This is a genomic window from Mucilaginibacter sp. (genome assembly GCF_039921305.1).
In the GTDB taxonomy this organism is placed as follows: domain Bacteria; phylum Bacteroidota; class Bacteroidia; order Sphingobacteriales; family Sphingobacteriaceae; genus Mucilaginibacter.
Genome location: NZ_JBDSCA010000028.1, coordinates 61,960 through 87,374, shown reverse-complemented (window position 1 = coordinate 87,374; position 25,415 = coordinate 61,960). Strand labels below are relative to the sequence as shown.

Annotated in this window: 18 protein-coding genes; 8 read left to right on the top strand and 10 right to left on the bottom strand. The window is 41.2% G+C overall.

The window, feature by feature from the left end; all coding sequences use genetic code 11:
• Positions 1 to 4 precede the first annotated feature (4 nt).
• Together fabF and ABIN91_RS08645 are read right to left on the bottom strand one after the other, a co-directional pair.
• Complete coding sequence (gene fabF / locus ABIN91_RS08650; protein WP_348050566.1) at positions 5 to 1,258, bottom strand: beta-ketoacyl-ACP synthase II; 1,254 nt, start codon at positions 1,256 to 1,258, stop codon at positions 5 to 7.
• Positions 1,259 to 1,284: 26 nt separating this feature from the next.
• Positions 1,285 to 1,521, bottom strand: coding sequence for an acyl carrier protein (locus ABIN91_RS08645; protein ID WP_031266521.1), 237 nt, complete (start codon positions 1,519 to 1,521; stop codon positions 1,285 to 1,287).
• 325 nt (positions 1,522 to 1,846) lie between these two features.
• Here ABIN91_RS08645 and ABIN91_RS08640 point away from each other — a divergent pair, with 325 nt between their 5' ends.
• Positions 1,847 to 2,266: an IPExxxVDY family protein gene (locus ABIN91_RS08640; protein WP_348050563.1), complete on the top strand. Its 420-nt coding sequence runs from the start codon at positions 1,847 to 1,849 to the stop codon at positions 2,264 to 2,266.
• A gap of 70 nt (positions 2,267 to 2,336) precedes the next feature.
• Complete coding sequence (gene pyk, locus ABIN91_RS08635) at positions 2,337 to 3,767, top strand: pyruvate kinase (protein ID WP_348050561.1); 1,431 nt, start codon at positions 2,337 to 2,339, stop codon at positions 3,765 to 3,767.
• Positions 3,768 to 4,099: 332 nt separating this feature from the next.
• On the opposite strand, the gene ABIN91_RS08630 is transcribed toward pyk, so the two are convergent.
• The 4 genes from ABIN91_RS08630 to ABIN91_RS08615 all read right to left on the bottom strand — a co-directional run bounded on the left by ABIN91_RS08630 (position 4,100) and on the right by ABIN91_RS08615 (position 9,935).
• On the bottom strand, positions 4,100 to 7,810 hold the full coding sequence (locus ABIN91_RS08630) for an ATP-binding protein (RefSeq protein ID WP_348050559.1): 3,711 nt from the start codon (positions 7,808 to 7,810) through the stop codon (positions 4,100 to 4,102).
• 60 nt (positions 7,811 to 7,870) lie between these two features.
• Positions 7,871 to 8,752: an ACP S-malonyltransferase gene (gene fabD / locus ABIN91_RS08625; protein WP_348050557.1), complete on the bottom strand. Its 882-nt coding sequence runs from the start codon at positions 8,750 to 8,752 to the stop codon at positions 7,871 to 7,873.
• 119 nt (positions 8,753 to 8,871) lie between these two features.
• Positions 8,872 to 9,513, bottom strand: a complete 642-nt coding sequence (gene folE / locus ABIN91_RS08620) for a GTP cyclohydrolase I FolE (RefSeq protein ID WP_348050555.1) — start codon at positions 9,511 to 9,513, stop codon at positions 8,872 to 8,874.
• 5 nt (positions 9,514 to 9,518) lie between these two features.
• Entirely contained in the window at positions 9,519 to 9,935 is a 417-nt protein-coding gene (locus ABIN91_RS08615; RefSeq protein ID WP_348050830.1) for a 6-carboxytetrahydropterin synthase, read from the bottom strand.
• Positions 9,936 to 9,996: 61 nt separating this feature from the next.
• Between ABIN91_RS08615 and mqnB the strand changes: the two genes are divergently transcribed.
• The 5 genes from mqnB (at position 9,997) to aat (ending at position 16,286) form a co-directional block, all read left to right on the top strand.
• Entirely contained in the window at positions 9,997 to 10,635 is a 639-nt protein-coding gene (mqnB, locus tag ABIN91_RS08610) for a futalosine hydrolase (protein WP_348050553.1), read from the top strand.
• Between the two features lie 10 nt (positions 10,636 to 10,645).
• Complete coding sequence (locus tag ABIN91_RS08605) at positions 10,646 to 11,488, top strand: 1,4-dihydroxy-6-naphthoate synthase (RefSeq protein ID WP_348050551.1); 843 nt, start codon at positions 10,646 to 10,648, stop codon at positions 11,486 to 11,488.
• A gap of 232 nt (positions 11,489 to 11,720) precedes the next feature.
• A complete protein-coding gene (locus ABIN91_RS08600) occupies positions 11,721 to 13,685 on the top strand; it encodes a DUF3857 domain-containing protein (protein ID WP_348050549.1) in 1,965 nt (654 codons plus the stop codon).
• A 3-nt stretch (positions 13,686 to 13,688) separates the two neighbouring features.
• A complete protein-coding gene (locus ABIN91_RS08595) occupies positions 13,689 to 15,623 on the top strand; it encodes a DUF3857 domain-containing protein (protein WP_348050547.1) in 1,935 nt (644 codons plus the stop codon).
• 9 nt (positions 15,624 to 15,632) lie between these two features.
• Positions 15,633 to 16,286, top strand: a complete 654-nt coding sequence (gene aat, locus ABIN91_RS08590; RefSeq protein WP_348050545.1) for a leucyl/phenylalanyl-tRNA--protein transferase — start codon at positions 15,633 to 15,635, stop codon at positions 16,284 to 16,286.
• A gap of 14 nt (positions 16,287 to 16,300) precedes the next feature.
• On the opposite strand, the gene ABIN91_RS08585 is transcribed toward aat, so the two are convergent.
• Positions 16,301 to 19,195, bottom strand: a complete 2,895-nt coding sequence (locus ABIN91_RS08585; RefSeq protein ID WP_348050543.1) for an SNF2-related protein — start codon at positions 19,193 to 19,195, stop codon at positions 16,301 to 16,303.
• Between the two features lie 310 nt (positions 19,196 to 19,505).
• Complete coding sequence (locus ABIN91_RS08580) at positions 19,506 to 20,345, bottom strand: DUF6515 family protein (RefSeq protein ID WP_348050541.1); 840 nt, start codon at positions 20,343 to 20,345, stop codon at positions 19,506 to 19,508.
• 633 nt (positions 20,346 to 20,978) lie between these two features.
• Here ABIN91_RS08580 and ABIN91_RS08575 point away from each other — a divergent pair.
• Complete coding sequence (locus ABIN91_RS08575) at positions 20,979 to 22,136, top strand: hypothetical protein (RefSeq protein ID WP_348050539.1); 1,158 nt, start codon at positions 20,979 to 20,981, stop codon at positions 22,134 to 22,136.
• A gap of 260 nt (positions 22,137 to 22,396) precedes the next feature.
• Here the strand turns inward: ABIN91_RS08575 and ABIN91_RS08570 are convergent, their stop codons facing one another.
• Positions 22,397 to 24,022 carry an NADP-dependent glyceraldehyde-3-phosphate dehydrogenase gene (locus ABIN91_RS08570; RefSeq protein ID WP_348050537.1) on the bottom strand — a complete coding sequence of 542 codons (1,626 nt, stop codon included), beginning with the start codon at positions 24,020 to 24,022 and terminating at the stop codon, positions 22,397 to 22,399.
• A gap of 16 nt (positions 24,023 to 24,038) precedes the next feature.
• Positions 24,039 to 25,406 (bottom strand): MFS transporter, encoded by a 1,368-nt coding sequence (locus ABIN91_RS08565; RefSeq protein ID WP_348050535.1) that lies wholly within the window; start codon positions 25,404 to 25,406, stop codon positions 24,039 to 24,041.
• Positions 25,407 to 25,415: the final 9 nt, after the last annotated feature.

Genomic DNA, 25,415 nt, shown 5'->3' with positions numbered 1-25,415 from the left:
ACTATTAAGCCAGGTACTTGGTGAAAATAACCGATGCATTATGGCCGCCAAAACCAAACGTATTACTTTGAGCGGTAGTAACCTCACGCTCCTGTGCCTTGTTGAATGTAAAATTCAATTTCGGGTCCAGATCCGGGTCATCCGTAAAGTGATTGATGGTGGGTGGTATAATGTTGTTTTTAACAGCCAGAATAGCCGCAATGGCTTCAATAGCTCCGGCAGCACCCAACAGGTGACCGGTCATTGATTTGGTTGAGCTGATATTGAGCTTGTAAGCATCTTCGCCAAAAAGGGTTACGATGGCTTTTGTTTCGCTCATATCACCAAGCGGGGTTGAAGTTCCGTGAACGTTGATGTAATCAATGTCACTGGTTTTAAGGCCCGCATCACGTAAAGCATTGGTCATTACCAAACGCGCGCCTAAGCCCTCAGGGTGAGGAGCGGTAATATGGTTAGCATCGGCACTCATGCCGCCACCAATTATTTCCGCGTAAATTTTAGCGCCACGTGCTTTGGCATGTTCCAGTTCTTCCAGAATGATGGTACCCGCGCCTTCGCCGGCCACAAAACCGTCGCGATCCTTATCAAAAGGGCGCGATGCAGTCGCAGGGTCGTCGTTACGTGTGGATAAGGCATGCATGGCGTTAAAACCACCCATACCAGCCTCATTGATGATCGCCTCACTTCCGCCAGATATAATGATATCACTGATACCCAGGCGTAAATAATTAAATGCATCAATTAGCGCGTTTGTTGATGATGCGCAGGCAGAAACAGTTGAAAAGTTTGGCCCGCGTAAACCGTATTTGATACTGATATGCCCTGGAGCAATATCAGCGATCATTTTAGGGATAAAGAACGGGTTAAACCTTGGCGTACCGTCGCCTTTGGCAAAGTTTATCACTTCGTCCATAAAGGTTTTCAATCCTCCAATGCCCGATCCCCATATCACACCTATGCGGTTGGTATCAAGTTTGTCAAAATCAAGGCCCGCGTCCAATACCGCCTCATCTGTAGCAAATAGGGCATATTGCACAAACGGATCAAGTTTTCGTGCTTCTTTTCTTCCTAAATAACCGTCGGCATCAAAGTTTTTTACCTCGCAGGCAAATTTTGTCTTGAACTTCGAGATATCAAAACTTTTGATGATGTCGGCACCGCTCACCCCTTTGATCAACGAATCCCAGTAATCCGGAACGTTGTTTCCAATAGGTGTAAGTGCGCCAAGCCCGGTTACTACAACTCTTTTAAACTCCATACTAAAATGTAAGGTTGGAGTGTTGCTTACTTAACGTTTTTTTCAAGGTAAGCTACAGCTTGACCTACAGTGCCGATTGTTTCAGCCTGATCGTCAGGAATAGCAACGTTAAATTCCTTTTCAAACTCCATGATTAATTCCACGGTATCTAATGAGTCAGCGCCAAGGTCGTTGGTGAAACTTGCCTCTGGTGTAACTTCACTTTCGTCAACACCTAATTTTTCTACGATAATAGCTTTTACTCTTGAAGCGATATCCGACATAGTCTTTATGATTTAATGATTAATAAATTCTGTGCAAAGAAAAATAAATTCTGTCAATAATCAAATCTAAAATCTTTTAGCAAATTAATAACACAATTCGGTGCTAAGAGTTTTGGGTTTAGGTAAGTTATTTCGATGTCTATTTTTTTATAAAGGTACTCATCGGTTGCAATCCGCATGGGTATCAGCAAGCTTATTTTTCCACAAAATACGATTAAAGCGTTTATGCGCTTACAACCATCAATAATTGCACCGCATATATTATATATAATATTGAAAATATCCCATTCCTTTGTACTTTTACAGCCGGATAAATCAATCTGTTTTGAATAAAAAAGTACTCAAGTTTGAGATCGATCTTGATTTTGTGCTCATCGCCATTACCTCGTCGTTAAAAGATTACCGCCTTTGTTACATGATCAATAAAGGCCTTAATTTCAACTTTATACGCGATGAGGACTTGCAGCTCGACTCGCACAACGGCTCATCAAAAGTGTTTTTTTCTTTTTTTAAGTACTATTGGGAGGCCAGCGAAACCGAGTTTTTTTTCATCTCGAACAAAGGCACCGAGGGCTACCTGATACCCGAAATGAACAAGACAGATTACCTTTTAATGATCAAAAATTATATTGATGAAGACGACCTGGATGAGATCGTTTTGAAGCTAAATAAGATACCCGAAATTGTTGCCGCGGTAAAGGTTGATCCAAAAAAAATAAAATCACGAGAAAATCTGTTATTTTAGTGCCATATTTGCATGGTGTATTAAGTACACTATTTGACATAGAAAAGCGACCATAACCTAAAAATATTATATGAAAATTTCTAATAACAGGACCAAAATTGTAGCAACCTTAGGGCCTGCATCAGTAAAAAAAGACGTTTTATTATCACTTATAAAGGCCGGAGTTAACGTTTGCCGCCTTAATTTCTCGCACGGAAAAGCCGAAGATCACCAAAATGCGATTGATACTATTCGCGAAATAAACGATAAATATAAGATCAACGTTGGTATCCTTGCCGATTTACAAGGGCCAAAAATCCGTATCGGATTGGTAAAAGATGGTGGTATCCACTTAGTAAATGGTACCCGCATCAACATCACCACCAAAGAATGTATTGGCGATGATAACCAGATCTACATCACTTATGATACCTTCCCACAGGATGTACACGCCGGCGAAACCATTTTGCTGGATGATGGTAAACTGCAAATGAAGGTTATTTCTACCAACCGTAAAGACACCGTAGTTTGCGAAATTATGCACGGTGGTATTTTAACATCCCGCAAAGGTGTTAACCTGCCAAACACCAAAGTATCTATCCCAAGCTTAACCGAAGAGGATTTGGTGAACCTTGATTTCGCTTTACAAAACGATGTAGAGTGGATCGGTTTATCGTTTGTTCGTACCGCCGAAGATATAGTTGAACTGAAACGCATCATTAACCGCAGCGGTAAAGCATCACGCGTTATCGCCAAGATCGAAAAACCAGAAGCTATCGAAAACATAGATGCCATCATAGCCGCTACAGACGGTGTGATGGTTGCCCGTGGCGATTTAGGTGTTGAAATGCCTTTGGAAGAAGTACCATTGCTGCAAAAAATGATCGCACGTAAATGTCGCGCGGCTTCAAAACCGGTAATTATTGCTACCCAGATGTTGGAATCAATGATCACTACCCCGCGCCCAACACGTGCCGAGGTGAACGACGTTGCCAACTCAGTACTAGATGGTGCCGACGCGGTAATGCTAAGCGGCGAAACATCAGTAGGCGAGTTCCCTTTGATCGTTATTCAAACCATGGCTAAAATTGTTCACAATGTTGAAGAATTAGGTTATCCGTTCAACTCACCAAAAGATGCCGCAACCACACCAGTTAATGTAATTGGCGATGCTGTTTGTAATGCAGCAGTGTTCCTGTCAGAGCAAACCAACGCCGTAGGTATCGTATCCATGACAGTTTCTGGCTATACAGCCTTCGAAATTTCGAGTCACCGTCCTAAAGCTGCAACATACATCTTCACATCAAACCGCAACCTGTTAAACGCGTTGAGTTTGGTATGGGGAGTAAAAGCGTTCTATTACGACAAGTTGGAAAGTACCGATAAAACCATCGCTGATGTTAACGGCATCCTGAAATCAGAAAGCCTGATAGAGAATGGCGATATCGTGATCAACACAGCCGCTATCCCAATTGCCAAACAAGGCAAAACCAACATGCTAAAAGTAACCGTAGTTGAGTAATCAACCGGTTTAACTAAATATAAAAGCCGTTCTGATATCCAAATCAGAACGGCTTTTTGTTTTTTCTCTAAGTGTCATTGCGGGCGATAGCGTGGCAATCTCTACTTAGGACAATCGATAATGTAATTCAGAACAAATAAACACTCCTAATACACCTCAGCCACACAAATCTGCCTAAACATCCTGTCCAGGCTGCCAAAGTAATAATTCCAGTAAATAAATATCATTCTTAACATGTTCTTTAATTTTAATAACATACGTTTCGACGGTTTATAACTCACATGGTTTAGTGTATTAAAAACTCCATTATGTTGGTTTTATTGTGCTCTCCACTATCCCGCAACCGGAAAACTCACATAAAAAGTAGTCCCTACCCCCAATTCCGTATCAAAGGATATGCTGCCGCCGGTATGCTCTATGGCATTCTTCACCATGGCTAAACCCAGCCCCGTTCCCGATGTTTTGGTGGTAAAGTTTGGCACAAATATTCGCTTACGCAAAGCTTCGGGTATGCCATTACCATTATCTTTAATATTAATGAACACCTGCTCATTGGTTATTTCATAGGTTATCTCAACAATACCCTGCTTTTCGTCAGGCACAGCTTCAATAGCATTTTTGAGCAGGTTATTAAAGCTTCGCAATACCTGGTCTTTATCCGCTAAAATGTAAAAAGGCTGTTCCGGATTCCTATAAATAATGTTGAAGTTCTCGGTTTGCTTAAAAATAGTTACCGCCTGGCTAATGATCTCGAATATGTTAAACCGCTCTAATAAAGTCTCCGGCATTTTGGCAAAGTTGGAAAACTCAGATGCTATTTTCGATAAGCTATCTATCTGCTCAACAAACGATTTGCTAAAACGCTCAAATTTAATATCAAACTTAGGGTCCTTATCCCTCCACGATTTTTCGAGTAACTGTAAACCCAGTTTCAAGGGTGTTAGTGGGTTTTTAATTTCATGGGCAACCTGTTTGGCCATTTCGCGCCATGCGCTCTCACGCTCACTCTGCGCAAGTTTCTGTGCGCTGTTCTCTAACTGCGCAATCATGTTATTATACTCCTTAATTAACGAGCCTATCTCATCATTATGTTGCCATATAATAGGTTCGTTCTTACGTCCGTATATGGTATTGCTCAGGCTTTGTTGAATAATGGTTAGCGGTGTGGTTATTTGTCTGGCAACCGCTATCGCGAATAAACCAATAGCGATAAATACCAGCGCATATACATTGATCATGGTGTTCAAAAATGCGCCTATACGTTCGCGGTATTCTGTTTCGTTCGAAAAATAGGGCAGCTGCAAAAAGCCTATCACATCTTTATTTGCATTACGCACAGGCGCGTAGGCTGCTTTATATTTCAGCGTACCAATGGTTTCCTCATTAATAAATCCCGATTTGGAGAGCGCGTTCAAATAAATAAACGCCTGGGCATTCATCCTCCGGTAAATTAAACCGTTATCATATAGCTTAGGCTGAGTGCTGAATACCGGGATACCTTGCTTATCAAATAAAGTAAGATCAGACGAGTAAGTATCTGCAAACGAATTAAAGTTCAACTGAGCCTGTTCGTTAGTGGCAAGGGCGTTTTTATCAAAACCCAATTTTTCATAAGCTATAGCTATACGCGATATTTTATCATGAATAAATTCATCCTGCTGGGTTGCATACTGCGCGCTTACCGAAATAAAGGTGAGTATCCCAATAATGAGCAAGGTTATCACAACCGCGAAAACCATTGATAGCTGGATCCGGGTTTTGTACAATATCTTATCAAAACTATCCCAAAAATTCCAGCGCAATCCTTTTATCTTATCAAATTTTTTAAGGTTTTTCCATAACCACTCAACACCCAGCAACAAAAACACATAAATTAAAAATACCAGGAAGAAAAACGTTAACGAGGTAACAATACTGAAGATTTTATCATCGGCCTTACTTACCACAATCAGTTCACTCCCTTTAGGTTGGTATATCAAGTGGCTATAGCCCGGGCTGCCACCGGTGTATTTATAAACAAACCTTTTAAGCTTACCTTCAAACTCATAATTGGCAATACTGTAAGTATATTTCCCGCTTTGATTAAGCAGTTTACCATCGCTGTAAAAGGCATACGAATAACCTTTAAACTCATCATTATCCTGCGTTTTACCTTCAATCAACAATTCCGGAAATGGTTCAGCACTTTTAAGCGGTTTTGATTTAAGGTTAACAACAATAGTACCTATCTGCTCATCCCCGGCGTTAACCGGTATAATGGCAAAATAGCTTTGAAACCCAAATGAACTGTTCCTGTAAAAGTATTGGGTAGAGGTAACCTTCGACGCTGTGTACACCACCATATCCTTAAACACATTCAAATCAAACTCGTTGTTGCCAGATAATGCTTTGTTATCGGCATCGTACTCATAAGTATCAAAATCGTATTTTGATAGGTAACCATCAAAATACATCTTCTGAAGCTTGCTTTTTAGATAGGTTTGGTTCCGGTCTTTATTATTAAAATAGTTGGCAACAAAGCGTGAGTTCGAAATTTGTTCTTCTATCTGGCTAAACTTAAATTCGGCAGTAGGGTCCTCGGCCGAATCCAGTTTCTGCACCAGCAGCTTGCGGGTATCTTTTTCTTTAATAGATTGAAAAGTGTATAATTTAATTGATGATATGGTAGAGCATATCACAATAATACCAATGTAAGTTAGGGCACTATATTTCCCCTTATCATAAATTACAGCATATCCGCGAATGATAACAATGAGTGACCATAACAGGTAAAAGCCAGAAACATCACGATTATAATAAGCATCTACTATTGTAGTAATAACGATCAATCCAATAAACACGATCAGCTTATTCCGGTTGCTGATGTTCAGCTTAGAGCTTATAGCCAGGCAGGTTTCGCAATAAAGTACAAAAATAAAAAAACCAAAGCAGAGCAGCATAACGCCTATAATGCTAAAGCCGGTTAAGTTGAGTACGTTATTTACATCGAAGTTAATTTTAGAGTTGAGTACCAGGCCCGAAAAAAGCTTCAGTAAACCAGTTGATAAGCCTATCAAAAACAGGATAAGGCCAATCAATACAACATAACTTAAACCCCGGCTTTTAATGGGTTTAATAATTTGGTTCCGTGTATTATAAACAAACAGCGTAAACCAGGTCAACAAAGTAACATTGATAACAAAATCGCCAAGCGAAGGAAAAACCCCATTCGAAGCATAAAACAATGGCGAAAACAGGTTAATTCCCTGATAAATATCGGGCCAGTGATAATGCAGGTTAACAAACCTAACCGCAACTATTAAGCTTGCAATAATTAAGTAGGCTGAAAAAATATTGCCTCTTGCCGCTATATTTTTTGCGGTGCTGTTTGTTAATGCGCACAATAGTAATAGGCCGCTTATCCAAAGCATAATTTGCACCAGAGCAAAAAGCTGGTTCAAATCATCAGCAGATAGCTTTACCGAAAACAGGTAATAGTTATCTATACTGTGGATGGCATAAACATTAACATCGGTAAAATCAGCAATTTCAATGTTATTATCACGCAATAATTCCGGCGAAAATATATTTTGCAGGTACTGGTTTTGATAGCTATAGTTGTTTTTTATCGGGATGAATATGGCCGCGGCAAAATCACCTTCGGTTTTTTTAACAACCTCGTAATAGCCATTGCTGCCTTTAAAAATACTGATGCCATCTTTAATGCTCTGTGGCTTCTCGGGCAATACCCTTACACCATTCCAGTAACCTAGGTGGTTATTGTGGTAAGTAGCAATGTAAAGTTTTTCTTTTTTAAGCAGCTCAACCAGGTCAATAGCATATTGCTCATTGTTACCTATGTTTTTTAGTTTGATGAAATTGGTTTTATCATCAACAAAACTACGGGCAAGCTGTTCTTGCTGGTGTAAATGGCTTTCGAGCGTTTTGGCGCTGCTCTCCAGGTTATTACGCGGACTGTATGATTGCTTTGCAATAATAGCTGTTAAAAACAGACTCAAGCATATCAGCGCAAGTAACCAGCGTATTTTGGCAGCAGCATTCAAATTGAAAAATTTACAGATTATTAAATAACAGTTGTAAAAGAGAATACCACCTAAATTGTTTTATAGCGCGGCGCTTTCTGTTTTAACAGCACGATCAACCTTTTTTACCAAACCCTGCAAAACATTACCCGGCCCAACCTCGGTGAACGATGTAGCGCCATCCTGCAACATGCGTTGCATAGTTTGCGTCCAACGTACAGGGCCGGTTAACTGGGCTATCAGGTTACCTTTTATCTTATCCGGATCAGTATAAGGCTTGGCATCAATATTTTGATAAACAGGGCAAACCGGGCTTTTAATTTCGGTAGCAACAATAGCGGCTTCCAACTCAACACGGGCAAGCTCCATTAATGGTGAGTGGAACGCGCCACCAACATTTAATTTTAAAGCACGTTTAGCACCCGCGGCGGTTAACTTTTCGCAAGCCTCATCAACCCCGGCTATAGTGCCCGATATAACCAACTGGCCCGGGCAGTTATAATTTGCCGGAACAACCACATTGCTTATCTGGCGGCAGATCTCTTCAACCGTATAATCATCCAAGCCCAAAATAGCGGCCATGGTTGATGGCTGCACCTCGCAGGCTTTTTGCATAGCGTTGGCACGTGCGGCCACCAAACGCAAACCATCCTCAAACGATAATGCATGAGCAGCAACCAACGCCGAAAACTCACCTAAAGAGTGGCCGGCAACCATATCCGGAATAAAGTTTTCGCCCAGGGTTTTAGCCAAAATAACCGAATGCAGAAAAATTGCCGGTTGGGTTACATTGGTTTGTTTTAGGTCCTCCTCGGTACCGTTAAACATAATATCGGTAATCCGGAAGCCTAATACTTCGTTAGCATGTTCAAAACGTTCACGGGCAAATTCTGATTGATCGTAAAGATCTTTACCCATGCCTATAAACTGTGCCCCTTGTCCTGGAAATACGTATGCTTTCAATGTTGTTATTAGTTAATTGGTGAGCCCCCTAACCCCCTAAAGGGCAACATGAGAGCATGTTTAGTTATTAAAATAAAAAAGCTTCGCCCTTTTGCTCCCCCTTAGGGGCTGGGGGGCTTTTAGCTCAACTTAGATGATATCAAATGTAAAAATTCGGCCCGGGTTTTTTCTTTAATAAACTCGCCCGTAAATGCCGATGTTGTAGTTACCGAGTTTTGCTTTTGCACACCGCGCATACACATGCACAAGTGGCGGCATTCAATCACCACACCTACGCCTATAGGTTGCAGGGTTTCTTGTATACAATCGCGTATTTGATTAGTTAAACGCTCCTGCACCTGTAAGCGCCGTGCAAAAGCATCAACCACACGTGGTATTTTGCTCAAACCAACAACCTGCCCGTTCGGAATGTAAGCAATATGCGCCTTTCCAAAAAACGGCAGCATGTGGTGCTCACACATCGAATACACTTCAATATCCTTCACCACAACCATCTGGCTGTACTCCTCCGTAAACTTAGCCGATTCCAAAATATCTTTCGGATTCAGATCATAACCATGCGTTAAGTAAAGCAAAGCCTTGGCTACACGCTCGGGGGTTTTAAGCAAGCCTTCGCGCTCAGGGTCTTCTCCCAATTGCTTTAATATATCTTTATAGTGCGTTGATATATTATTGATCAGCTCTGGGTTGTAACGGTCAATTTTAATATAGCCGTCAACATCCTCTTCGTCGTCGTACTTATCGTAATTTTCGTTGCTCATATAGGTTAGTCGCCAAAATACTCGGCGCTGTTATTTTCGGTTTCAAAAAGCCTTACCGAGTGTAAAAAAACACCCTCTTTAGCCTCAATAGGTGCTTTAAGCTGGTTAAATATCTCAATCGTCAACAACTCTGTCGATGCCATTTTACCTTTCATAAAGGGCACATCCAGGTTAATGTTCTTATGATCAAGCTTTTCTATCACGTATTCGTTTATGATAACCTTCAGGTCTTTCAGGTCCATCAAATAACCAGTGGCGTGTGTAATTTCGCCCTTTATAGTTACAAATAAGTTATAGTTATGGCCATGCCAGTTGGGGTTAGCACATTTGCCAAACACCTCGTTGTTTTGTTCGGCGCTCCATTCATCGCGGTACATCCGGTGTGCCGCGTTAAAATGTTCTTTCCGTGTAATATAAATCATCATAACTTTTGTTGCTGCAAATATATAAAACAAAAACATCCTGATAGTTTATAACTTAGTGATGAAAATGATGATGCAGATATTAATAGTTGCCGCAACCCAACCCGAAATACAACCGTTGTTGGACCATTTTGGCGATAAAAAGCCCTTTGATGTACTTATAACCGGTGTTGGAATGGTTGCCACAGCTTACGCGATGGGTGTACAATTAGGTATAAAAAAATACACCCTTGTGATAAACTTAGGTATAGCCGGAAGTTTTGACCGCCGCATTGAATTAGGCGAAGTGGTTGAGGTAATTCGGGATACCTTATCTGAGCTTGGCGCCGAAAACGATACAGCATTTATCCCGATAGAACAACTTGGCTTCGGCAAAAGCCAATTCGATACCACAAATAATCTCTCCGATTTTTGGAATGGGGCCAGCATCAAAAAAGTAAATGCTATTACCGTAAACACTGTGCACGGTAACGAAGCCTCGATAACAAACATTACCAAAAGAATATATCCTCAACTGGAAAGTATGGAAGGCGCTGCGTTTTTTTATGCTTGCCAGCAGATGAATGTTCCGGCTATACAAATCAGAGCTGTGTCAAATTACGTTGAAAAACGTAACCGCGACAACTGGAAGATAGGGTTGGCCATCAAAAATCTGAATAACTTCGCCATCGAATTGATCAGCACATTAATTCAGGCTTAATTTATTCACCATGAAACTTACCCTCGGCTTTTCGCCCTGCCCTAACGATACTTTTATTTTTGACGCCCTCATCCACCATAAAATTGATACCGAAGGTTTAGAGTTCGAAGTTTTTTTTGATGATGTAGAAACGCTGAACCAAAAAGCGTTCAACAACACACTTGATATTACCAAGCTTAGCTACCATGCCTTTGCCTACGTAGCCGATAAATATGCGCTTTTGGATTCGGGAAGTGCTTTGGGTTTTGGTGTTGGCCCATTACTGATCACCAAAAATCCAGATATCTCAAGTCTTAAATCTAATATCTCAAATCTTACCATTGGTATCCCGGGTAAATATACCACAGCCAATTTTTTATTAGGATTAGCATTCCCCGAAGCTCAAAATAAACAGATCATGGTATTCTCAGAAATTGAAGATGCCTTATTGAATGATCAGATCGATATCGGCCTCATCATCCACGAAAACCGCTTCACCTATCAGGATAAAGGCCTGCATAAAATTATTGACCTGGGCGATTACTGGGAAAAGCAAACCGGCTGCGCCATCCCTTTAGGAGGCATAGTGATCAAGCGCGATCTACCAATGGATGTTCAGCTCAAAGTGAACCGCATTATCAAACGTTCGGTTGAATACGCCTTCGCCAACCCAAAATCCGGACTGGACTTTATCCGCCAGCACTCGCAAGAAATGAGCGAAGACGTAATGTACAAACATATCAACCTATACGTAAACAAATATTCAGTAGAATTAGGAGCCGAAGGCAGAAAAGCGATCCAGCTATTGTTTGATAAAGCTTTGCAGAATAATATCATCCCAGCAATAAAACACAACCTGTTTTTAACCGCATAAAAAAGGGCCACGGTAACCAGCCGTGACCCATACCTAAACTAAAATATAAAAGAGATTCTTAATTTTTCGGGGAATTTGATGGTTTGACTATAGCTTTTTTTAAAGGTTTAATTGACATTTAAAAATATTTAAATGTCAGTCATTTTACCCGTATACGTATTAATAAGCTTTTTGTTTTAAAAAATACGTTTCATATGGATATTTTATTTACTTTTCCTTAAAATATAGTTTCATGAAAAAAACCTTTACCCTAATTATCACTACTTTTACACTCCTTTTCACAACCCGCCTACAAGCGCAAACCCAGCCCCAAACCATGCCTTTCGGCAAAGTTGACATGGTCGACTTACAACTAAAACAGTGTGATTTTGAAAAAGATGCCAATGCTATGGTATTATTTGACAAAGCCGACTTGTATTACGATAACCAATTCAATATTGTTATTGAGCGCCACAAAAGGATAAAGATATTTAACGATAAGGGTAAAGACGAGGCAAATGTACGCCTGGTTTTTAACGGCGGAAATCGAACCGAAAGCATAGGTGATGTGCAGGTTGAAACTATTAACGAGAACAATGGCAAGCCCGAAATAACAAAGATAGAGCGTAAGTTAATTTATAGCGAGGTGGTTGATAAATATAAAAATGCTATTGTTTTTGCCTTTCCTAATGTAAAAGCGGGTTCAATTATCGAGTACAAATATCGATGGCAAAATACAGGTTACAGTATACCAAGCTGGTATTTTCAAAATCGTTTGCCTGTGCGCTACAGCGAGTTGAGCACCGAGATTCCCGAGATATATATTTATAAAACACCGATGCGTGTTCTACAACCCTTTGTTAAAAATACTACCTCAACCGAGTCGCATTCGGAAGGTAGCATCACTTATAACTCTAATAAACAAACACGGGCCTTAGCTAATATTCCCTCGTTAACCGATGAGCCTTACATGCGTTCAAGACATGATAATTTACAAAACGTAGAGTTTCAATTTGTATCGTACAGGCCAATTGGCGGTTTTATTCAAAATTTTAACGATACCTGGGACAAGGTTGGCGGCATATTAATTGAAGACGAGGACTTCGGGTCACAATTAAACAAAAAGCTTAAAGGCGAAGATCTGATCATCGCGAAAGCAAAAACTTTAAAAACCGACAACGATAAAATAGCCTATATTTTTAATGAGGTAAAAAACCGGATGAAATGGAACGGGCTCGACAGATGGTACACTATTGACGGCACACCCAAAGCCTGGGAAACACAAACCGGTAACTCAACCGAAATTAACATAGCCCTTTACCATTTACTTAAACAGGCTAATATTAAAGGCTACCCTATGGAAGTTAGCACCCGCGAAAACGGAAGGGTTAACCCCGCCATACCTAACGTTAACCAGTTTAACAGGGCCGTTGTTTACATTCCTATTGATAGTACACAACAATACGTGTTAGATGCATCAGACAAGTACAACGTTTATAATGAAATACCCCGCGAGTTGTTAAACTCAAGCGGCCTATACATCAACCGCGAACAAAAGAAATTTGACATGCTGTTTTTGCAGAAAGAACTCCCCGCAAGGCAGGTAGTAATTGTTGATGGTGATATTACGCCCGATGGTAAACTGGAAGGTAAAGCTCAGGTGAGTAGCTTTAGCTATCACAAATTAGCCAGGGTTGAGCAGTATAAAAAGGATGGTGAAGAAAAGTATAAAAAGAGCTTAATAGACGACGATAACAACCTAACTATCACATCATTAAAGTTAGATAATATGGATGTTGACAGTCTGCCTTTAACGCAAAGTATCGGCTTTAAACTTGCGCTGGCAGGCTCGGACGAGAAGTATATTTATGTAAACCCTAACTTGTTCACCACCTTAAAAAACAATCCGTTTTTAAGTGAGAACCGCACCACCGATATCGACTTTGGCAATAAAAACAGCTATGTGATAAGTGGGAACTACAAAATACCGGCAGGCTTTAAAGTTGATGCCTTACCTAAAAGCGTCAATATGGTTTTGCCCGATAAGAGCATTTCCTTCAGGCGCATTGTTGCCGAAGAAGATGGCATGGTGAAGATCAATTTTATGATCAACTATCGCAAAACAATCTATTATTATCAATCATATGCCGAATTACGCGAGTTTTATAAGCAAATGCATACTTTGCTTAACGAACAAATTGTACTAAAAAAATCATAAAACATGAGTAAGAATATATTTAGCAAGCTTTTAACCGGCTTGCTAATTTGTTGTTTGCACAGTATAGCTTACGGCCAGAGTAAAAATATTCCGGCTGATCTTTATAAAGCAGCCACCATTCCCGATTCGTTAAAAAAAGATGCAAATGCCGTTGTGCGATATCGTTTTGTTGATATCACCGTTAAATCGGCGGGAAGAAAGGTGACCAAAGAGCATAGCATTATTACCATATTAAACGAGAAAGCTGAGGGTGAAGCTGAAATAGAATTAGGGTACGATAAAAGGTTCAGAAGTGTTAACACAGAAAGAATGCTGGTTTATAACGCTGAAGGTAAAATGATTAAAAAGTACGAACGGAGCGATATGTATGATAGAAAAGCCTACGATGGTATGTCTATCATTACTGATGATCGCATTATTGGTATGAAGCACGATATTGCCACTTACCCCATAACTATTGAGCAAATAATCGAAACCGAGAGCAATAGTTATCTTGATCTGGGAAGCTGGTATTACCAATATCCGGAGATGGCTGTACAAAATTCCACCTATCGTATATCGATAAACCCGGCAATTGGTTTCAGGTATAAAAACAAGAATACTACAATTGCACCTAAAAAGGAAGTACTAAACGGCATGGACTCGTACACATGGTATGTACAAAACCTGTCGGCTTTTAAGATGGAAGATGAGGCACTTTATTGGCAGGTAGTACCCAAAATATCGTTTGCGTCTAACCTCTTTGAATACGATGGCATGCCTGGCGACATCAGTACCTGGCAAAATTACGGCAAATGGCAATACGCCTTAAATACTGATGTTTGCTCACTTACACCCGCCCGGGAAGAAGAAGTGAGGGCCATGACTGCCAATTTAAAATCGGATAAGGAAAAGGTTAAGTTTTTGTACGAATACATGCAGCACAATATGCGTTATGTGAGTATTCAGTTAGGCATAGGTGGCCTCAAACCGTTCCCGGCAACCTTTGTCGATCAAAAAAAATACGGAGATTGCAAAGCGCTTTCAAACTATATGTGCTCATTATTAAAGGCTGTAAAAATACCGGGGTACTACGCAATTGTTCGCGCCGAGCCTAATCAAGAGCCCGCCGACCCGGATTTCCCTGCTGACCCGTTCAATCACATTATTGTTTGTGTGCCCTTAAAAGGCGATACTACCTGGCTCGAATGTACCAGTAGCACCCAGCCATTTGGAAAACTTGGCACCTTTACCGAAAATAGAAACGCACTTTTGGTTACCGAGGCCGGTGGTAAACTGGTGAGTACCCCTAAAAGCAACATAGACGACAACCAATTTAACAATGAAGTGCATTTAGTTTTAGATGCAGATGGTGGAGCGAAAGTAAAAATGCAACTGCGCGGTAGTGGCGGTTACAGGGATATTCTTTTAAGTCTGGATCATATTAAAGTTGATGAGCAAAAAGAAGGCTTAATAAAACGACTTGGTTTTAAACAACCATCATCAATAAACATTACACCGGCTGATGATAAAGATGGCGTGAAAACCATCGATGTTGAAATGGAGTACGATAAGTTTTGCGATATCATGGCCGGTGATAAACAGTTTTATCGTCCTCGTGTTTTTGACCTTTGGCGTTTAACTATACCCGTTTTAGAAAAGCGCAAAAGTGATTATTACTTTGAGCACCCCATGAAAAAAACCTGCGTAACCACTATTGATCTGCCAGCAGGTTTCGAGGTTGAATCACTTCCGGCAAACGCCAGTCTTAAATTTAGCTATGGCAATTACGAGGCTAATTATGTTTACGATGCTGCTAAAAATCAAATTGTTGCTACTACTAAATTTAATTTGACCAATTATGTAATACCCGCTGCCAAATACAACGAAATGCAGCAATACATGGATAACATAGCCAAGGCGCAAAATAAAAAATTGGTGATCCGCAAGAAGGCTTAATTTTGCCGCATGATATTCAGGCTTGATGAGCGCATCCTCTTTCCGGACCCCCAACTGGCCGAAGAGGATGGTCTGCTCGCCGTAGGCGGCGATCTATCGCCCGAAAGGTTAACCCTTGCCTATGGCAACGGTATCTTCCCCTGGTACAGCGAGGGCGAACCGATTTTGTGGTTTTCGCCACACGAGCGCTTTGTGCTGTATCCGCAAGAGCTAAAAATATCAAAAAGTATGCGCCAGGTTATCCGCTCAAACAAATTCATGGTGAGCTTTGATACCGCTTTCGCGGAAGTGATCAGCAACTGCGCCCAGGCCGAAAGGGTAGATCAAGACGGCACCTGGATAACCAGCGATATGCAGCAAGCCTACATCAAGCTTCATCAGTTGGGTTACGCCCACTCGGTAGAAGTATGGCAGGATAATGACTTGGTCGGCGGCCTTTACGGCATTCAGGTAGGCCATGTATTCTGTGGCGAAAGCATGTTCAGTAAAACAAGCAATGCATCAAAACTGGCCTTAATAACCCTTTGCCAAACCGGGAAATACAATATGATAGATTGCCAGGTTCATACCGATCACCTCGCATCATTAGGCGCAAAAATGATCTCCCGCGCAGCTTATCTAAACGTTCTAAAACATCAGGAGAACATTAAATTCCCCCTTTAGGGGGTTAGGGGGCTCTACCCCAATATCTCCTTAATATCCTCTGCCGAAAGCGACTTGATAAAACTCTCCTCGGTAGTGATCAATGCATTGGATAATTTCAATTTGCGCTGCTGCAAGGCCAGTATCTTCTCCTCAACCGAATCTTTGGTGATAAATTTATAGATAAACACATTTTTGGTTTGGCCAATGCGGTGCGTACGGTCGATAGCTTGCTGCTCAACAGCCGGGTTCCACCATGGGTCGAGGATGAAAACATAATCGGCCTCGGTTAAATTCAAACCAACCCCACCCGCCTTTATCGATATTAAAAACACCCGGGTATTTTCATCTTCCTGGAATTTTTTGACTATCTCGCCCCGGTTTTGCGTGCTGCCATCCAGGTATAAGTAAGGGATATTCTCCCGCTCCATATACCGGCGGTAAATGTTCAGCTGCTTCACAAACTGCGAAAATATCAGCACCTTATGCCCGGCTTCCAAAACGTTGGTTAGCGTGTGGGTAACATTCTCAAACTTGCCCGAGTCACCCTCGTAATTCTCATCAATCATTGATGGGTGATTAGCTATCTGTCTTAGCTTGATCAAACCTTGCAATACCTGCATTTGCGATTTGGCAAACGTTCCATCCTCTAAACTCTTCAGCAACTCGTTCCTGTATTCCGATTTTACGTTCTCGTAAACCTCGGCCTGCTCCTCGCTCATCTGGCAATAGAACAGATTCTCGGTTTTAGGCGGTAACTCGGTAGCCACCTGCTCCTTGGTGCGGCGCAATACAAAGGGTTTAATTAAGGCTTGCAGCTTGCGCGCCTTTTCTTCGTCCTTCTTTTTCTCTATCGGCGTTACAAACTCGTTCATAAAAAACTGCTGGCTGCCCAGCAATCCCGGGTTAATGAACGACATTTGTGTCCACAAATCATTCACCGAGTTTTCAACCGGCGTACCACTCAATATCAGCTTAAACCGCGATTTCAATAACTTAACCGACCGGAATGATTTTGACGACGGGTTCTTAATATTCTGGCTCTCATCCAAAATAACATAATCAAAAAAGAAACTCTTCAGCACATCGATATCAATTCTGGTAATGCCATAAGTAGTTATTACTACATCGTAATTACCAAACGCCTCTGGCATTTTATTACGCAAAGCGCCCGTATGTACCATTAACCTCAACTGCGGCGCAAACTTGGTAGCCTCGTTAAGCCAGTTGTAAATTAACGACGTAGGCATAATAATTAACGACGTAGCCTTACTACCAGCCGCTTCGGCCTCCTCCTTGTTTTTTTGCAGCAGGGCCAGCGTTTGTATGGTTTTACCCAAACCCATATCATCGGCCAGGCAACCGCCAAAGTTATAATCCTTTAAAAAGTGGAACCAGTTATAGCCCGCTTGTTGGTAATGGCGTAAAGTACCGGTAAAGTTCACAGGCATATCAACCTCATCCATTTGCTCAAAATCCATCAACTTTTGTAGCTTCCGGTTTATGGCAATGCCGGCCATAGCACCATCATCAAGGTCGTTAATTAAACCAATGTGGTGCTTCTTTAACTTCAAACTCTTATCATTCTCCGCAAAAGCCAATAGGTTACCATACTGCGAAAACCATTTCTCCGGTATAACCGCTATCTCGCCCGATGGTAAGATAAACTCCTTCTTGCGGTTCAAAATATGATTGCGCAGTTCCATAAAGGGAATCTGGTACGGACCAAAATGTACCACCGCGTGTATATCAAACCAATCATTACCCTCTTTAACCTCCAGGTCAATTTTGCTGCTACCGAAAAGATAACGCTTTTTACCTTCGGGTTGCTCCAATTCAAAACCCATTTCAAGCAATTCGTCATGATACTGGTTGAGCCATTCAAATACCGAAAACGACTGGTCTATATCATCATCCCCACCATTAACCTCCAGGTTTTGAAACAAGCTTGATACTATTTTCAAACCCCTATCTTCTAATTCTTTTAGCCTGCTTTGTTCCCAGCCAATGGAGCGCTTAACGCGATGAAAGGTATACTCATCTCCATTCTTCTCTATCCTCACCGAAACCTGCCTGCCATCCCCATAAGGGAAAACATAATCGGCATACCTAAAATAAAGCTGTATTTGCGATGTTCCGCTTTCTACATAAATAGGCTTCAAAACCGGGGTAGCTTCGTGCTTTTCATTATTGATAGTAAAGCCTTCGGCATATACATGATGCTTCTCTATCAGCGGAGCAACAAATTTTTCAAAGTACGATTGCTCGCTTGATTTTGGAATAGCGATGTAACGCTTATTTAAAAACGGAAACAGCTTTTTTCCCTCAATATCTTTATCAAAGTAATACAGTGTATCATCCAACAGCATCCACGCCGGGTGGTTGCTAATGATCTCGGCATTCTTGAACATAAATTCAATGCGCATGCCCTGGTATTTAATAGTAGGGAAATACCTGATCTCTTCCTCATTCCGCCTAAAGTGGAACAATACCGTAGCCTCTTCGGTAGCTATCTGTAGCTTTTTACCTGCCGGATAACCCTCCTTGCTCATTTGGTAAACTTGCTTATGATGCAGCATCCCCAAAGCCTCAACCATCCGCTTCTCCATTTTGGGGCGAATAGTATCCAAAAACTGGTCGTTAAATATCTTGGCAAAAAATTCTATCGGCCTGATGGCCTTTTTGTGATACTTGCGTATGATGGCCCCCTGCTCCAGATCATCCAATATCCGGATCAGCTTAATATCAGCATCATCTAAACAATTGGTAAACTCTTTGGCGGTATTACTAAATAAACGCTGGTGGGTTAAACTGAACTCGCCGTTGGGGTTAAGCTGTACAATGTGGGGCTCAATAACATAGCCCAAATACTCGTGCTTGCACACCGAGTAAACTATTTGGCAAGGCTTAGAACTATCAACACGTAGCATAGCTTATATAAAAAATTTATAGAAGCTACATCAACAAAAAATTCAAACGTACTTAGAATTATGATGAATAAGAAACTTTAACCGTTAAATAATTGTTAACAGCTCCAAATGTGGATATCTCATTTAACAATAACCCCGATAACCGGCATAACAAATAGGGGGGTATTTATGGGTATTTTCAAAAAAACCAGTGAAATCTCTCTTTTCAAACCAGCGAAATCCTGATCTATACAATATACCAAAATCCTTCCACATAAACAAAAAAAGCCCGGCAAATACCGGGCCTCTTTCATCAAAACATAATCAATAATTAATTCTGCGGATTGTTGTTATTATTATCTTGAGGATAAACATCATCGTTACCGTGGTCGGTATTTAACTCACCATCCTTACCAACAATTTTATAACCTGTTGTACCATCGCTGGTGGTAACGGGTTGGTAATATATACCATTCAATTCATAGTATTCTAAACCATCAATGGTAATGCTTTTGGCATCGTTTGGTACGGTTGGTACTATGGCACCCATTGGTGGAGCAACAACTTCATATTGAGTATTATCATATTGCTGATAAAACAACCCGTTGTTGTAATAGAACTGGTCATCTCCCCAATAAAACGGATAATATCCATACGGCAATACATTCAGCCTGAAACCGATGTGCGGTGCATATAATCTGTTATAATAGCCACCATAAAAGTTACGGTAAGTACTGCGGTAACCACCATGATAATAAACCCCAGCTCTACCGGTATAACCACGCCCGTTGCTATAAAAACCGCCACGTGGGCTATTACTATAAGCTCTTTGCCCACCTCTATAAGTTTGAGACGAGTAAGCTCTCGAATCCCTGTTATAAGATTGTGAGCCTTGATTTACCCTTGGGCTATTGTTAACCTGTGGTTGTCTTTGTCCGCCTTGAAAGCTGCCACGGTTACCACCGTTAAACGAACCTCCACTATGACCAACAACACCACCAGAACGACCGCCAAATGAGCCACCGCCACTACTATGGAAGCCGCCGCCGCCGTGGGAACCACCACCGCCGCCGCCACCTCTACCTCCACGCTGGGCGTAAGTTGAATTAGCTGAGAAAGAAACAAGTATGGCTAAGGCCGCACCCGCTAAATATTTAATTGAGTTTTTCATTTTTATTTTAGTTTGTGTTATGTAGAGATAGACTAATAAAATTTGGTTGGTTTAATTTGAAACAAGTTAGTTACCATTATCTGACACCCCGTTTACAATACTAAATTTGATTCACTACCTATTATATATAACGTTTAATTTCCATTTTTAATATCATCCCACCCGCCAATTTTCCTTTCAGTTATAATACATTAACCATTACAACACGTGTGCCAACACTTAAAATGGCAGTAATCCATTTGTCATCCTTACGGGATAGACGCAAAAAAAACCGTCATGGTTGCATAGCGGGTTCTTAGAAAATAATTGGCAAGAGATGTCCTTTTGTAATATAAATTAACGTGAGTTCGTGATGAGAATTTTGATGTCATTTAATAAAAATCAGTAAGCTTTTTCACTGTAATTTTTATTTAATGTTTTATTAATCATACACTTCGTAATTGCGCTCACCAATTATTTAAGGTTATAATTTTCTTGGCCAACAGGTAGTGCAAGCAGCTATTATAAGTATCGCACCAAAACTATACTTAGCAAAAAGCACATGCACTCATTGTTGCTAAAATACCTATAACCAACACGTTAAACCAATATTAAATGGCCCCGCAATAATTAACCAATACACAAAACAAAACCATGAGATCAAACAACAAAGGGAACATGCTCCCACTTATAAGCATGGCAACTATGCTAATTTTTCTGGCTATTGCCGGATGTAAAAAAACCCATTCAACAACAGAAGAAATTGTGGTTACGCCCCCGGCAGATACCTCAAAAACAAATTCAACCACTTTAATAATTGGTATTAACGGGCATCCATTTAATACGGTTGCTTATAACGCTAATTCATCAACCATTGCCGGTATTGATTACGACACACAGTGCAACATGGTTAAAGCCATGGGTATGACCTATTACAGGCTTGATATCTCCACCGATGCCAACGGTAAATCCACCAATGAATCAAAACTGCTGAGTATGATTGCCAAATGCCAGGCTAATAATATTAAAATACTACCTATGATATACGACAGGTGTAGTTATACCGGCACCACCACCTCTAATTATAGCGCGGCCTATACACAAATGGTTGGTTTTGCCACACTGTACGGCCAGTATTTCGATTATTTTGAATTGGGTAACGAATGGGAACTATTTGATGATTTGCTTTTAAATGGCAAATTAGGCCAGGTACAGGCCGATTATGATATGCCAAAGTTATTACTGGCCGAGCAATATGTAAAAGGCATGGAGGCTGGCTTAAAATCGGTATTACCAAACAAACAAAGTATTGTGAACACAGCAGGTTACTTTCCTACCTTTTGGATGGACAGGATGTTTGCGGCGGCACCCACCATCAATATATGCGGCTGGCATTACTATGCTAATGTGCCGGCGGCATATGCCAGCAATAATTTAACAACAAATATCCATCAATATTTATACAACCGTTATCATAGGCCAATTTGGTATACCGAAGCTGGCTATAACTTTAAAACAACATTAACACAGCAGGCCAATGAAGATGCATCAAACGCCTGGCGCATAACGCTTACTGAACAGGCCAAGGCCGATCCTAATGTAAAGGCAGTTATATTTTATGAACTGTTAGATGAGCCGGAACGCTCAGGCTTTAGTCCGTATAACTTTCAGGAAGAGAATTTTGGCTGGGTAAAGTATAATAATTATCCTGGCAAAACAGATCAAACCGCCTGGAACGCCTGGAAAGCTGATCCCAACAGGTATCAAAACTGGACTTATAAAAAACCCGCCGCCGGACTGGTTGTAAAGTAGATGGCTACCAATCAAGCTTTGAATTAATGCTTATAAAAAACCTTCCGACAAAACCCGGAAGGTTTTTTATTTGACTCTGGCTAAATACCATTAGGCGCATAAGTTTTATTTATGAAAACAATACACATTACCATAAAGATGGGATAAATGAAAGTAATAATTATAACCCTAAAAACTGGCAAGGTCACGATTAATTTCTGTTCCTATTCACAAAAAAAGCCCGCCATGTTTCCATAGCGGGCTTCAATATCAAATGTAATTTAAAAAATATACTTCGTACTCAAAAAGTTCGAATCGTGCTTGCTAACTATTTCGTTAATAATAGTCTTATTCGCGTCGTTCAGTTTAGTTGCAACTAACGAGCGGATAGAGAAGCTACGTAAAGCATCAACAACCGATAATGTACCCTCGGCACTGTCTTTCCTTCCGGTGAAAGGGAACACATCCGGCCCGCGTTGGCATTGCGCGTTAATGTTAACACGGCTCACCAAATTCACAAACGGATCTATCAGTGCTGATATTTCTTCCGGATCGTTGCTGAATATACTTACCTGCTGCCCATGTACCGAATCCAATTGGTATTGGATAGGCTCTTCAATAGATTCGTAAGGCACGATCGGGATGATCGGACCAAACTGCTCTTCGCGATAAAGTTTCATCTCGCTGTTAACCGGGTAAACAATAGCCGGGAAAACTAACGAAGTAGCAGTAGCGCCACCATTCTCATTAATTACTTTACCACCGTGTGCAGCAGCATCGGCAATACATTCTTTAATATAATCTGGTTTGCCGGGCTCTGCCAATGGGGTAATGCTTACACCTTTTTCCCATGGCATACCTAATTTTATTTTACCGATCTCGGCACTAAGCAAGGTATTGAACTGGTCAACAACATCCTTATGTACAAAGAATATTTTAAGCGCGGTACAACGCTGCCCGTTAAAGGATAGCGAACCTAAAACTGCTTCGCTTACCGCTATCTTCAAATCGGCGCTCTTGGTTACAATAGCAACGTTCTTAGCATCCAAACTTAAAATAGCACGCAGGCGGTTAACCTTAGGGTGCATTTTTTTCAATTCGTTAGCCACCTTGCTCGATCCGATCAGCGTTAGCACATTCACCTTGCCCGATTGCATCAAACCCGGTACCGTATTGGCGCCACGGCCATACACCGTATTCACAACACCCTTAGGGAAACATTCGCGGAAAGCCTCTAACAACGGGTAGTGAACCAAAGTACCATGCTTTGGTGGTTTAAAAAGTATCGTGTTCCCCATAATTAGCGCAGGGATCAACGTAGTAAAGGTTTCGTTCAACGGATAGTTAAATGGCCCCATACACAACACAACACCAAGCGGTGAGCGGCGTGTTTGAGCAACGATACCCTGCTCTATGATGAAGCGCGATGATTCACGGTCGATATCTTTAAGCGCGTCGATAGTTAAGTTGATGTATTCAACAGTACGGTCAAATTCTTTTGTGCTATCAGCGATAGATTTGCCAATCTCCCACATAATCAACTTGATCACCTTATCGCGTTGTTCAACCATTTTAAAGGTAAACTTTTCTACGCAGGCAATTCTATCGGCAACACTCATGGTTGGCCATTCGCCACGGCCATTGTTGTAGGCCGTGGTAGCCGCGTCAAGCGCTTCCATAGCTTCCTTTTCGGTACCTAATGGATAGCTGCCTATTAGTTTACGCTTCAAACCATCCGGGCCAGGGAAACAAACCGGCGAGTAAACTTCGCTAACCGGGCCGTCCCATTTTTTCATTTCGCCATTACTCAGGTATTCCCGTTGGTGAACTTCTTCACCCAACTGAAACTCTGCCGGTATCTGGCTCTCCTCAATAAACAAGGATTTCAATTGATCTTCAAAACTCATTATAAATTGTTTGTTGTTATAATTCAATAACCTTATACTTAGGCACCAATGTTTTCATCACTACCCATGCAATAAGGTATGCTGTTGCACAAATGGCAAACATAATGGTATAACCCGTTTCAATATGGCCTAAACCTTTGTAGTAATCAAATAACGCACCACCAAGTTTGGTAATTAAAACACCACCAATACCACCGGCCATACCACCAATACCGATCACCGAACCTATCGCCTTTTTAGGGAACATGTCCGAAACTGTAGTGAATATATTTGCCGACCAGGCCTGGTGAGCTGATGCTCCAATACCTATTAATAAAACCGGCATCCAGTATGATGCATGCCCTAAGGGCTGGGCCAGCAATACTACCAATGGTATAAAGGCTATTAAAAGCATGGCGCGCATACGGCCATCATAAGGCGTATATCCTTTTTTAATAAAGTATGCAGGGAAATATCCACCGCCAATACTACCAAACATGGTCATACTGTATAATACGGCTAAAGGGATCTGGATATCAAGCATCCCCATACCGTATTGATCTTTTAAATAAGCAGGCAGCCAGAATAAAAAGAACCACCATACACCATCGGTCATAAATTTACCAAAGGTAAACGCCCATGTTTGGCGGTAACCCAAAAGCTTAAACCACGATACCTTCGCAACATCACCACCAGCAGCGGTCTCGGCTTTATGATCTTCCTGGTCACTGTTAATATAAGCAAGTTCTTCTTTTGATAAGCGCTTTTGCTGATCGGGACGCTCATAACATATCAACCAAAAGGCTAACCAAATGAAACCTATAGCACCAATAATTAAAAACGCTGATTCCCAACCCCAGTTAGCAGCTATCCATGGTACAGAAAGCGGAGCCAGAATAGCCCCAACGTTCGAACCCGAGTTGAATATACCTGTAGCTAAAGAGCGTTCCTTTTTAGGAAAGTACTCTGCCGTAGCCTTAATTGCCGCCGGAAAGTTACCCGACTCACCTAAGCCCAGTATCGCTCTCGAAAACATAAAGCCCAATATAGAAACCGGTACAGTAGCAATACCTATCCATCCTAACAAAAAGCTTAATTTTTCTCCTATCGGGATAGCAAGCGCATGTATAATAGCACCTACAGACCATAGTATAATTGCCCATGCATATCCTTTTTTGGTGCCCAGCTTATCAATAATACGGCCGGCAAAAAGCATCGATATAGCATATATGAACTGAAACATTGCCGCTATATCCGCATAGTCACTATTGGTCCAGTGAAACTGTTCTTCAAGCGTCGGCTTTAAAAGGCTCAATACCTGTCTGTCCAAATAGTTTACTGTTGTAGCAAAAAACAACAGCGCGCATATCGTCCAACGGTAGTTGCCTACTTTTTTGATCTCCATCTTTTAATT